9 protein-coding genes are annotated in these 11,766 nt (G+C 60.7%); 4 read left to right on the top strand and 5 right to left on the bottom strand.

Annotated elements, in window-relative coordinates; genetic code table 11:
• Positions 1-71 precede the first annotated feature (71 nt).
• The 3 genes from U1A53_RS25660 to U1A53_RS25670 are packed head-to-tail and all read right to left on the bottom strand — an operon-like array spanning position 72 to position 3,647.
• A complete protein-coding gene (locus tag U1A53_RS25660) occupies positions 72-779 on the bottom strand; it encodes a DUF1080 domain-containing protein (protein WP_322284752.1) in 708 nt (235 codons plus the stop codon).
• Positions 780-804: 25 nt separating this feature from the next.
• Positions 805-2,244: an amidohydrolase family protein gene (locus tag U1A53_RS25665; protein ID WP_322284754.1), complete on the bottom strand. Its 1,440-nt coding sequence runs from the start codon at positions 2,242-2,244 to the stop codon at positions 805-807.
• A gap of 32 nt (positions 2,245-2,276) precedes the next feature.
• Entirely contained in the window at positions 2,277-3,647 is a 1,371-nt protein-coding gene (locus tag U1A53_RS25670; RefSeq protein WP_322284755.1) for a DUF1501 domain-containing protein, read from the bottom strand.
• A 306-nt stretch (positions 3,648-3,953) separates the two neighbouring features.
• Between U1A53_RS25670 and U1A53_RS25675 the strand changes: the two genes are divergently transcribed.
• Positions 3,954-4,349, top strand: coding sequence for a 3D domain-containing protein (locus U1A53_RS25675; protein WP_322284756.1), 396 nt, complete (start codon positions 3,954-3,956; stop codon positions 4,347-4,349).
• Positions 4,350-4,388: 39 nt separating this feature from the next.
• On the opposite strand, the gene U1A53_RS25680 is transcribed toward U1A53_RS25675, so the two are convergent.
• Both U1A53_RS25680 and U1A53_RS25685 read right to left on the bottom strand, forming a co-directional pair.
• Positions 4,389-5,849 carry a hypothetical protein gene (locus U1A53_RS25680; RefSeq protein WP_322284757.1) on the bottom strand — a complete coding sequence of 487 codons (1,461 nt, stop codon included), beginning with the start codon at positions 5,847-5,849 and terminating at the stop codon, positions 4,389-4,391.
• A 97-nt stretch (positions 5,850-5,946) separates the two neighbouring features.
• A complete protein-coding gene (locus U1A53_RS25685; RefSeq protein ID WP_322284759.1) occupies positions 5,947-7,344 on the bottom strand; it encodes a DUF1501 domain-containing protein in 1,398 nt (465 codons plus the stop codon).
• Between the two features lie 81 nt (positions 7,345-7,425).
• On the opposite strand from U1A53_RS25685, the gene U1A53_RS25690 reads away from it, so the two are divergent.
• Genes U1A53_RS25690 through U1A53_RS25700 form a run of 3 tightly spaced genes read left to right on the top strand, consistent with a single transcriptional unit; the run spans position 7,426 to position 11,718 of the window.
• On the top strand, positions 7,426-8,229 hold the full coding sequence (locus U1A53_RS25690) for an aldolase/citrate lyase family protein (RefSeq protein ID WP_322284761.1): 804 nt from the start codon (positions 7,426-7,428) through the stop codon (positions 8,227-8,229).
• Positions 8,230-8,236: 7 nt separating this feature from the next.
• Positions 8,237-10,861, top strand: coding sequence for a LamG-like jellyroll fold domain-containing protein (locus tag U1A53_RS25695; protein ID WP_322284762.1), 2,625 nt, complete (start codon positions 8,237-8,239; stop codon positions 10,859-10,861).
• Positions 10,858-11,718, top strand: coding sequence for a sialate O-acetylesterase (locus U1A53_RS25700; RefSeq protein WP_322284763.1), 861 nt, complete (start codon positions 10,858-10,860; stop codon positions 11,716-11,718). The genes U1A53_RS25695 and U1A53_RS25700 overlap by 4 nt, the downstream gene beginning before the upstream one ends.
• Positions 11,719-11,766: the final 48 nt, after the last annotated feature.

Raw genomic sequence — 11,766 nt, forward strand, 5'->3', positions numbered from 1 at the left:
CGCATGCTACACCATTTCGCGATCCCGCTCGATGATATGAGGTCGAGAAGCTGTTCAAGCAAACCAAGCGACTATTTTCCGACGACTGGAGCCGTTTGCTCCGGCGTCGCGCGGCCGCCGGGAAGCTCCATGATCTTGATGTTCCGAAAGTGAATCTCCGCGCCTTCGGATTCGAGGCAGAGGTAGCCTTTGCGCACGGTGGACTGGCTGATGCCGTTCACGAACTTGCCGTTGATCGAAAGCTTCACCGTGCCATCCACGCAGACGACGTCGTAGGTGTTCCATTCGCCCTTGCCCTTGCAGCGAAACTCCCACGACATGCTGCGGCGACCGCGTGGATTGTCGGGAATGCCTTCGAGGCCGTTCGCGCCGAAGAGTTCGCCTGAAACATAACCAGGATGATTTGGCTGACCGTCTTTGCCGGGATGGAGCTGGGGCCATTCCAGCTCCAGCATCTGCACTTCCATACCCTTCGGCAGCGGTCGATTCGGAGGCGTGCTCCCTTCGCTCCAGACGAAGACGCCGGAGTTTCCGCCCGCCTGCGTGTGCTTCCACTCGATGTGCAGGATGAAGTTTTCATACTGCTTCTCGCTGCGCATGACGCCGATGGGCAAGCCTTTGCAGACGAGCAGGCCGTCTTTGACGCGCCAGGTTTCTTTGCTCGTGTTCACATCCACCCAGCCGGTGAGGTCCTTGCCATTGAAGAGATCGCGCCACTGCGGCACGTCATCGGCGAGGGCGGTGGTGGCGAGGAGGATGGAGAACAGAAGCGGTTTCATGATTTTTGGTGGGTTCGGTGGACCACTATTTGCGTGCTTTCACAGCGCGGCCCGGACGGGCATCTTTCACGAGTTCACCATCGCGGACGACGAAAATGCCGTTCACCAGCACATGTGGAATGCCCGCGGAAGGCGTGGTGGGCGCTTCAAACGTCGCGCGGTCGATCACTTTGGCCGGATCGAAGACGGTGATGTCCGCATCGGCACCGACGGCGATGCGGCCTTTGTTTTTCATCATCGGGACGTGGCCTTCAAGACGCTTCGCGGGCAGAATCGTCATCTTCGCCAGCGCATCCATGAGCGGCAGCAGTTTCTTCTCGCGAGAGTAATGGCCGAGCACACGCGCATACGTTCCTGCGCCGCGTGGATGGCCTTTGCCATCGACAAACGGCACGCCGTCGCTGGCGATCATCACGCCGGGATGTGCGATGGCCATTTCGACGTTGGCTTCCTTCATCATGTACATGATGACCCAGCCGCCTTGTTTGCGATAGCGCTCAAAGCTCTCCTTCGTGAGCCGGTCGCCCGTGGCCGTCCACACGATGTCGCCGTAGCTGATGCGCAGATTCTCCTGCCAGCCTGGATTAAACATCGCCGACTCCAACATCGTGGACGCGGCGGTGTAGGGATAGACCTCGGTCGTGAGATCCATGCCTGCCGTGCGGTTTTCATCGATCAGTTTCAGCACCTCAGGAACATCCGAGATGCTGCTGCTACCGATGTGGACGATGTGCAGTGCCGCGCCGGTCTTTTTCGCCGTGGTGATTGCCTCGCGGATCGGCGCGATGCCAAAGGCCCGCGTGTGGACAAACGCGGGCACCTTCCGTTCCGCCGCGATGCGAAACAGCGCCTCGATCTCCTCCGGCGTGGCCGCTGGCGTGTAATTGATGCCGAAACCGACCCCGAGTGCGCCTTCATCGAGCCCCGTGCGGATCGCGTCGCTCATGCGCTTCATTTCTACCGCGCCTGCCACCTTGTTCGCACCGTCGGGCTTTGGGCCCAGAAGAGCGAGTCGCGCCTTGCCACTTGCCCACTGTCCCGTTTTGAGTTCCGGGTGAAACGCGGCAAATCTTGACGAGATGTGGCCCACCGTGGCGCCATAATGAATCGGTGCGCTGCTTTCCATCGACTGATACCACTCTGCAACAGGATAGACGCCTCCTTCAAGCTCCAACGCCGTTGTCACACCATCCTGTGCCTTGATCTGCAAATCTCCCGTCGTCTGACCGTGCGCGTGCAGATCAATGAAACCGGGCGAAACGACATGCCCGGCCACATCGAGAACCTTGTCGCCGGAAAGCGGCGTCTCGGAGATCGCGCTGATTTTGCCGCCCGTAATGCCGATGTGCCGCACGGCGTCGAGCCCGCTGGCCGGGTCCATCACGCGACCGTTAGCGAGCACGAGGTCGTGCGCAGAAAGTGGAAGCGAGGTGGCGAGGAGCGCGAGGATGAGGCGGGCGTTCATGAGATGCGGGAGAATGCGCTCGCGCACCGAACTCAGCCAACCAATTCGCTGATCACCTTGCCTTCATCCGCGACAATGGGTCGAGGACGGCCCTGCGGATCTATCCAATTGGTGTTCTGCTCGATGCCGAGATGATGAAACACGGTGGCGGCGAGATCACCGGGCGCGACGCGACGGCTGTCGATGTCTCCGCCCTGGCGGTCGGTGCTGCCGATGACCTGGCCGTGCCGCATTCCCCCACCCGCGACGACCATGGACATCACGCGCGGCCAGTGATCGCGTCCGGCGTTCTTGTTGATGGTCGGGCTGCGGCCAAACTCACCCATCATGAGGATGAGCGTGCTGTCGAGCAGGCCACGTTCTTCGAGATCGGTGACGATGGCGTGCAGCGTGCGGTCCACGCTGGGCAGCAGCGGCGTGAGGCCCTTTTTGATGCCGCCCCACTTCACTTCATCGCCATGATGATCGAAGTAGCCCCAGGCACCGCTCACGGTGACAAAGGTAGAGCCGGCTTCGACGAGACGACGTGCCAGCAGCGCCTTTTCGCCAATGCTGTCGCGGCCGTAGCGGTCACGCATCGCGGGTGATTCGGCGTCGAGATTGAAGGCGCGTTGCGCGTTGCCGGTCATGAGCACCTCGTAGGCCTGCTGCGTGTAGCGATCCGCAGCGGCGATCTGCGCATTGCCATCGACACTGCGCTTCCAGTCGTCCATCTGCGTGAGCAAATCACGGCGATTGCCGAGGCGCTCGATGGTCAGGCCCTCGGAGAGTTTGAGGCGGCCGGACAAATCCTTGCCGCTGACAGGTTCAAAGTCGCCACCCATGTGCCCCGCGCCCCAGATGTCGGCAGGCAGTGAGTCAGCCAGCGCAACGTAACCGGGAATGCCTGGTGCGTTTGCCCCACGAAACTTTGCCGCAATCGAACCCATCGAAGGCCAGCCGCCGCCATCACGACCATCGTTCGTGCGCTTCGCGAGCGGATTGCAGGCCTGCATGGTGATCGGTGTGTGATTGCTGGCGCTGCAATCGACCGAGCGGATCAGCGTGAGCTTGTCCATGATCTTCGCGGTCAGTGGCAAATGCTCGCAGACATGAATGCCGGGCACCTTGGTCGCGATGTGGCCGAAAGGGCCCCGAATCTCGCTGGGCGCGTCAGGTTTCGGGTCCCACATGTCGATGTGGCTCGGCCCGCCCGAGAGCCAGAAGAGGATCACGTTTGTCTTTCTCTTCGCCTGTCCAGTGGCTGCTGCGAGCGCCTGCGTTTGGAGCAGCGAAGGCATCGAAACGCCCGCCAAGCCCGCGAGTCCAGTCTGGAGAAAACCGCGCCGCGTGGAACCGACGCGCAACAGATCTCCGCGAGCGGGACTGAAGGCCTGAGTGATGGATGCAGTCGTGGGATTCATGCGCGTGGCGTTGAGTTGATGAGAACCTACGTCATGAGATGGCGGGCCTTGCTTTCCGCCACGATTACAATGTCTCGACACTTGCTGTTCGGCATCATGCATGGGGCCGACGGATTGAACACAAGGGCAGTGAGACTGTCTGAGAATTGCCGACCAGCCAATGGGTCCGCAACTATAATGATGATGATTAAACTTCGCTTGATCCTGCTGGCCGCGCTCTGCGTGGGTTCTGTTGCCTGCCAAAGCACCTCAAAAGTGCCATCGAGAAAGATTACCAGTGTGGGTCTTCCCGGTTCCCTCCACAACGTGAGGACCACGGCGTACACCCAGAGCGAGAGCGACCACATCGTTTATGGTGCCAAGAGCGCCGTCGGCACCACCCTCAAGTTTGGTGCTGTGCGCAGCGCCGCAGCAGACTGGTCCGTTTACCCCGTAGGAACCGAGTTCAAGATCGAGGGCGAGCCGTATGTTTATCAGGTGGACGACTATGGCTCCGCGCTCGTGGGCACGAAAACCATCGACCTCTACCGGCCATCAAAGGCATCCATGAACAGTTGGGGCGTCCGCAACGTGAACATCCAGGTGATCAAGTGGGGATCGTTTGAACAGAGTCTCTCGATCATGAGGCCGCGCGATGGCAAAAAGCCGCACATTCATCCCATGATCTCCGCGATCGAGGCCCGGCACGAGCCTGAATCCTAGCGGTTAGGTGAGGATGTCGCGTCTTTGCGACGACATGTTTTATTTCACATCAGACGGTGATGGAAACAGCGCATGCATGGCACGCACGGTTTGATCGACGAGAATCTGCCCGCCTTCGGGGCCGACTTTGTTCACGTGCGGCAGGCCGCTGTAGCTGCCGCCTTCGATGGCGAGCGCGGTGGGCAGATACATGCCGCAGCCGTTGGTGAGCTGGAGCACGAACGTCTGCTGCGCGGGACTGCGGGCCTTCATCTGGATGCCCCAGTCGAGATACAGTTCAAAGGTGTTCGTGGTGATGGCGATGTCACCGAGACGCAGGACGTGCAGCTCCATGTCGTAGGGCGGGAGTTTGTCCGCTTCCTCGAACCGTTTCACGATGCCTTTCTCCAGCGCGAGCATCGTGATGACGCGGTTGTCCGGCTTTTCGACGACGCTGTATTGCGCGATGTTCTTCTTCGCGTCCTCATACTCGCGTTCGAGGATCTTGCGCGGCGGCAGCGGCAGGTCTTCAACGATATGACCGAACGGCGCATCAGTCCGGATGTCGGCCTTCGCGGCATCGACCGTGTCGAAAACGGCGTTGCTGATGCGGCGACCGAGTTCCTGTTGCCGCGAGAGGCCGCGCAGCTTGATCATGCGCGCCTCGGCGTCCTTGCGATACTGTGGATGCGGCGATTGATCTCCCGCAGCGCTGCACCAGCCGAGCACGGCGAGGTCAGACATGTTCAGTTTGGCCTTCAACTGCTCGCGCGCGTCATGCCAGAAGTCGGCGTTGAGCGCGCTGCGGCTTTCCACTTCCTGCGAAGGACATGCGACGTTGATCGCGACGGCTTGAAGCTGCTTTTCGGCATTCCAGAAGAACAGCGTCTCGATTCCCGAGTCCGAACCGGCCTCCATGTGGCGGAAGCGCGCGTCGTTCGTCTTCGCATACATCTGCGCATGACCATCAGCGAAGACGGACCGGCGGTTCTCGCCGATCTGCGCGAAACCGAGCGTCCAGCTCACACCGCCGGGCTTGCGGCCCTTCCAGGCCTGCACGGCGGCCTGCGAGAGTCGCTCGACAAGAAATCCGGTGTATTCCGCCGGCTGCATGACGCCTTCCTTTGGGATTGGATAGGTGATCAGCGTCTCCTCTGGAATCTCCGAGGTCACTGGCGCGGTATGCGTGTGCGTAGCGGAGACGATGACCTTCCGCACATCAAAGTCCGGCAGCAGCGGCTTCAGATACTGACGAAACTGCGCGAGCACCGAGTGATGAATGCCCACAAGGTCGCAGGAGATGAGAATGCTCTGATCCACCACCTCGCCGCCCTCCACTGACTCAATCGCCACCGCTGCGGCGATGATCGGTGCCTCGACACTTTGCGAAATGCGCGTCCCAAACTGCCCCGCGAGCGCCACAGGCCTGTCCGGCGTGATGCTGACCGTGGATGAGCCGATGCGGAGTTCGGCGGCTTGGATCGTGATGGTTAGACTGAGGAGGAGAAGGAAGCGTTTCATGCTTATCGTGGGTTCTGATTGGGCAGAGGAATGATGTGGCAAGGGAATGACTCGGATTCATTCCTCTGCCCGAACATTCCCCTGCCAAAATCAGGGATCATATCAGTTCGGCAATCGGCTGGCCGAGATCGACGAGATACTGTGGTCTGCCGGTCGTGTCGGTGAGCGTGGTGCCGCGTGCGTCGATGCCAAGGTGATGGTAGAGCGTGGCGATCACGTCCTGATAATGCACAGGGCGCTGAGTGGCCTCGGCGGCGTGTTTGTCGGTGGCCCCGATGACCTGGCCGGTTTTGAGGTGTCCGCCTGCCATGATGCCCATCGCCACCTTGGGCCAGTGATCGCGGCCGGCTTTGACGTTGATCTTCGGTGTGCGGCCAAACTCGCCCCAGACGATGATCATCACGTCCTGCAACATGCCGCGCTCGTCGAGATCGGTGACGAGCGTGTGCAGCGCGTGATCGATTAGCGGACCGAGATAGCGCATGGCGGAGAAGTTTCGTGAGTGCGTGTCGAAATCGCTGATGGAGATGCTCACGCAGCGCACACCGGCCTCGATCAAGCGCCGTGCGAGCAGGAACTTCTGCGCGCACTTGGGGCTTTCCATGGAGCCGAAGGCATCGGCAGGGCGAATGATGCGCGGCGTGTAGCGTTCGAGCACTTGGGGGTCTTCTTTGCTCAGATCCATCGCCGCCGCAAATCGACCGGAAGTGAGAATGCCGAGTGAAAGCTGCGTGAACTCATCCAGCGCGTGCATGGAGCCGCTGGAGTCGATGTCGCGGCGGATCGTGTCGAGATCACGCAGCAGCGACACCCGGTCTTCAAGCCGCCCGACGGTCAGGCCTTTTGTCAGCGCGAGACTTTGATTGTGACCCGAGCCTCGACGCGCCAGTTCGGCCTTCATGCCCTCTTCCAACTGTCGCTCAAACAGATGCGAGATGTCCGGCCGAAACGCTGAAGATGCGGTGCCGAGAAAGCCCGGCCGCGCACTATTCCGCACGAGCGGACGGCCCTGCATGAGATCGACAAAGGCAGGCGCGGAGTCCTTGGAAGTGCTCAGCAGCTTGCTCACCACGCAACCCATCGCCGGGCGTCCGCCGATGAAGGCGAGATCCTTTTCCTCATAGCCCGACTGGCACTGAAACGCATTGTGCGCACCCGCCGCACCGACCAACGAGCGCAGGAAGACATACTTGTCCGCGTTCGCAGCCAATCGCGGCAGCAACTCGGTCAAATGCAGGCCGGGAATCTTCGTGGGCAGCGATTTGAACTCGCCGCGAATCTCGCTCGGTGCGTCCGGCTTCGGATCGATGAGATCCATCTGTGGCGGCCCGCCATCGAGATGAATGTTGATCACCGCCTTCGTCGAAGACCGAACACCTGCCGCCGATTCCGCGCGCAGCAAGTCCGCCAGCGTCAGCGACCCAACACCCATCGCCCCCGCCTTCAGAAAACTGCGGCGGTGGTGGCTGGAGGTGCTGCTCGGGAAGGTGAACATGCGCTGCAAACCTACGAGTCGCCGATGAAGGCACTTTCCGGGGATAATCGCACCGCAGCCAAGCCGTATCCCTTTCCAACCATGAACAACCCGACTCCCTACGGTCCCGCCAGCTCCAAGCCCGCCCGAACCCTCAAAGAGAAGATGATGAAAGGCCACACGGTCTTTGGCACGCTGATCCAGCACGCTGTCGTGCCTGCGATCGTGGACTTCATTCCTGATGGCAGCATCGACTTCGTCATCGTCACGGCGGAGCACAACGCGCTCGACATCGCCGACTTCATGCCGCTGCGCTATGCGCTGGCCGCCAAGGGCATCGCTTGTCTTGCGCGCACGCACAGCCGCGATGCCGATGACGTGGCCAAGGTGTGCGATTCATTTGATGGCGTGGTCATTCCGTATGCGGAGGATGTGGAGATGATCAAACGATTGGCGGCTGCAGCCGTGTATCGCCCGCTCAAAGGCGTCGCGCTGGAGCGTGCCATCAAAGAAGGCAAATGGCCCAGCGACAAGACGCGCGACTACATCGAGCAAAAATGTGCTGATACGCTCTTCGTGCCGATGATTGAATCCGTGAAAGCCGTGAACAATCTCGACGCCATCTGTGCCATTCCCGGCGTGAGCGCCCTGTTCATCGGTCCGAACGACATGACGACGAACATGGGCATCCCTAACGAATACGACCACCCCGACTTCATCGCCGCCGTGCAAAAGGTCATCGACGCCGCCGACAAGCGCCACATTCCTGCTGGCTCGTGGTTCGGCAAAACCGAGCAGCAACTCCGCGCCATCAAACAAGGCGCTCGCTTCATTTGCCACTCCAATGACAGCAGCCTGCTGAAGGACATCATGACGACGGTCTTCGGAGCGTTGCGGAAAGGCTGATTATTTTATGAACCGACTGACTGCTTTCATCTTCACCTCATCTCTGCTGCTGCCGGTGGTTTCGGCGCTGGCGCAGAGCAAAGCCGCGCCTTGGTATGATGACCGCGCAAATTTGCTGCACTACAAAGACGATCAAGGCTCGTTGAAGACCGTGAAGTCGTCCGATGACTGGGCGCGAAGAGCGGCGCACATCCGGGCGAACATGGAGCTGGTGATGGGAGCGCTGCCGGAGAAGACCACACTGCCTTTGGACCTCAAAATCGATAGTGAGACTCCGCTACGACACTACACGCAGCAGCATGTGACGTTTTTGGCCGAGCAAGGTGACCGCCTGCCGGGATGGCTGCTGGTGCCAGATGGCGCGAGCGCGACGGACAAGCGACCTGCGATGATCTGCCTACCAGGAAGCTCCGCGCCGGGCAAGGACACGCCCGCAGGCCTCACCGCGAGCGCGGATCGTGCGTATGCGCATGAGCTGGCGGAGCGCGGCTACGTTTGCCTCGTGCTCGACTATCCGCTGCTGCACACGGTTGAGTACAAGACCGATCCGTATGCGCTGAAGTATGACAGCGCGACGATGAAGGGCGTCGTGAACCACCGGCGCGGCGTGGATGTGCTGCAATCGCTGCCGTTTGTCGATGCGGAGGCCATCGGCGTGATCGGGCACTCGCTCGGCGGGCACAATGCGTTGTTTCTGGCCATGTTTGATGAACGGGTGAAGGCGGTGGTGTCGAGCTGTGGGTTCAATGTTTTTTCGAAGCACAATGGCGGCGACGTGCGCGCTTGGAGCAGCCGCTATTACATGCCGCGCATCAAGACGGTGTATGGCGATGTGCCTGCGAAGATTCCCTTCGATTTCACCGAAGTGCTGGCAGCGCTGGCACCTCGCGCGGTGTTTGTGAACGCGCCGCTGCATGATGCGCCGGACTTCGAGGTGTCCGGCGTGCGCGATTGCTTTACGGCGGCCATTCCGGTGTATCGCGAGGTGTTCCAGGCCGAGGACCGGCTCGCGGTACGTTATCCCGATGCCGGTCATGCCTTCCCTGCGCCAGAGCGTCAGGCGGCGTATGCGTTTCTCGACAAGCATCTGCGACCTCGTGCTGGGAAAGTGGAATTGAAGCGTGATCTCATCGCCCACTGGCCTGCGGCGGACCAAGCGCTCGAAGTTCCGGCCAAAGACGCGCCGCAGTTTGGCGCGGGTGATTTCACCTTGTCGATGTGGATGAAGTCGGAAGAGAACGCGGATCGTCTGCCGGGCGATCTGATGAGCCAATACGATCCCGTGAAACGACGCGGGTTTCATCTCACGCTCAAGAGCAATCCGGGCGCGACGACGAACCAGGTGAACTGGCGGCACTTGCAGTTCGGCATTGATGATGATCGCGCATCGGAGTGGCGCGACTGCGGGCGTCCTGGCAATGCCACGCTCGCCTTTGGACTCGCGGTGCATGAAGGCGCTCTCTACGCGGGCACCTGTGAACCGGGGAAGAATGAATCCGGCCATGTGTATCGCCACGGCGGAGGTGACTTGTGGATCGACTGCGGCTCGCCGGACAAATCGAACTCGGTCACGGCGCTCGCGGTGCATCACGGCAAACTTTATGCCGGCACAGGCAAGTATCGGCTGGGCGGCTCCTCGTTGAAGGAATCCGAGAACCCCACGCTCGGTGGGCGCGTGTTTCGTTATGAAGGCGGCACAAAATGGGTGGATTGCGGCCAGTTGCCCGAGACGGAGGCCGTGGGCGGACTGGTGGTGTTCAAGGATCAGCTTTATGCCTCGTCATTGTTCAAGCCCGCCGGGTTCTTCCGCCACGAAGGTGAATCGCGCTGGACGGCGCTACCTGTGCCGCAGGGGCCTGATCTCAAGACGCAGGAGATCGGCCCAAAGCGCGTGGAAGCACTGACCGTGTATGACGGCTTCATCTACGCCAGCAGCTACGACGGCGGTCATGTGCATCGCTTTGATGGCAAGACGTGGACCGACTGCGGCCAGCTCGGCGACAACACGCAGACCTACTCCTTTGCGCAATACGAAGGGCGTCTCTATGTCGGCACCTGGCGCAGCGGGCGTGTGTTTCGCTTCGAGGATGTCGGCCGATGGACCGACGTGGGCCGCCTCGGCGAGGAACTGGAAGTCATGGGCATGACCGTTCACAATGGCCGCCTCATGGCCGGTTCCCTGCCGTTGGCGGAGGTGTATTCATATGAAGGCGGCGACACATGGAAGAAGCTCGCACGGCTCGATCACACGCCGGATGTCACTTATCGCCGCGCCTGGACGATGGCCGAGCACGACGGCCAGGTGTTTTGCAGCACGCTGCCATCCGGCAAGATTTTCGCCTTCTCCGCCGGTCGGCAGACCACCTGGGGTCATACGCTGTCTTCCGCATGGCATCACATCACCGCCGTGAAGTCGGCGAATCGCCTGACGCTCTATGTCGATGGCGAGATGGTTTCACAAACGTCTGCTTTCGATGTCACGAGCTATCAACTCGACACGGATGCACCACTGCGTATCGGCACCGGCATGAATGGATCCTTGAACGGACGTCTGTCCGATGTGCGTGTGTATCGCCGGACTCTGAATGCCCTGGAAATCGAGGCGCTGGCGAAGGAGATGCCGAAACCATGAGCAAGCCTTTCCATTTCATCTTCACATGCTTGATGTTGGCCGCAGGAGTGGCCTGGTCACAGGACGACGTATCACCGCTGAAGGCAAACGGCCAGCATGTGAAGATTTTCGTGCTCACCGGCCAGTCGAACAGCCTCGGCACGACGGCTGACACGAAGGAGCCTGACATCTCGCCGGGCAAAGACGCGATGGATGCCCGGATTCCCTTCTTCTGGGCGAATCGTTCGTCACGAAGCGGTGATGCCGCGGCAAAGCTCTACGATGACTCCGGCGGGAAGATCGTCACACTGCGCGCGCAAAAGGGCGATGGGGCGAACCCTCTGTTTTGGGGACCGGAGATCGGCTTCTCACGGCACCTGGCCGCAAATGGCGTGAAGGATTTTCTCTTCGTCAAAGCCAGCCGTGGCGGCGGTGGCAACAGCTGCTGGCTGAAGGGAAGTCGCGATGACCACATGTATCGCCATGTCGTCGAAACCGTGCAGCAGGCAGTCAAAGCGCTGCCGCAAGGTGTCACCTTTGAAATCGCCGCGCTGCTTTACATCCAAGGCGAGAGCGACAGCCCCGCCGAAGCGGCCGCATCAGGCGAGCGAGTGCGCACACTCGTCGAAAACATGCGCAAGGACTTGTCGAATGCCGCTGCGATGAAAGTCATCATCGGCGGCATTGCCTCAGGCGGTGAGAAGAGCGATGTCGTGCGTGCGCAGCAGTCAGCCTTGGCGAAAAACGATCCCACCTTTCGCTACATCGACACGCTGGACCTGCGCGGACAGCGCTACGACAACCTGCACTTCAGCAAAGGTGCCAAACTCGAGATCGGCCAGCGCATGGCAAAGGCATGGATGGAGTGGAGCAAGTGACAGCGGGCAGTCATCGGCAAGTCCACCTCATCGGCGCGCGTAGTGATG

This window comes from Prosthecobacter sp., assembly GCF_034366625.1.
GTDB lineage: Bacteria > Verrucomicrobiota > Verrucomicrobiia > Verrucomicrobiales > Verrucomicrobiaceae > Prosthecobacter.

What these genes read in the sequence shown, in the direction of transcription:
- U1A53_RS25695 (WP_322284762.1), top strand. Translation starts at nt 8,237, where the DNA reads ATGAACCGACTGACTGCTTTCATCTTCACCTCATCTCTGCTGCTGCCG.
- U1A53_RS25670 (WP_322284755.1), bottom strand. Translation starts at nt 3,647, where the DNA reads ATGAATCCCACGACTGCATCCATCACTCAGGCCTTCAGTCCCGCTCGC.
- U1A53_RS25660 (WP_322284752.1), bottom strand. Translation starts at nt 779, where the DNA reads ATGAAACCGCTTCTGTTCTCCATCCTCCTCGCCACCACCGCCCTCGCC.
- U1A53_RS25680 (WP_322284757.1), bottom strand. Translation starts at nt 5,849, where the DNA reads ATGAAACGCTTCCTTCTCCTCCTCAGTCTAACCATCACGATCCAAGCC.
- U1A53_RS25665 (WP_322284754.1), bottom strand. Translation starts at nt 2,244, where the DNA reads ATGAACGCCCGCCTCATCCTCGCGCTCCTCGCCACCTCGCTTCCACTT.
- U1A53_RS25700 (WP_322284763.1), top strand. Translation starts at nt 10,858, where the DNA reads ATGAGCAAGCCTTTCCATTTCATCTTCACATGCTTGATGTTGGCCGCA.
- U1A53_RS25685 (WP_322284759.1), bottom strand. Translation starts at nt 7,344, where the DNA reads ATGTTCACCTTCCCGAGCAGCACCTCCAGCCACCACCGCCGCAGTTTT.
- U1A53_RS25690 (WP_322284761.1), top strand. Translation starts at nt 7,426, where the DNA reads ATGAACAACCCGACTCCCTACGGTCCCGCCAGCTCCAAGCCCGCCCGA.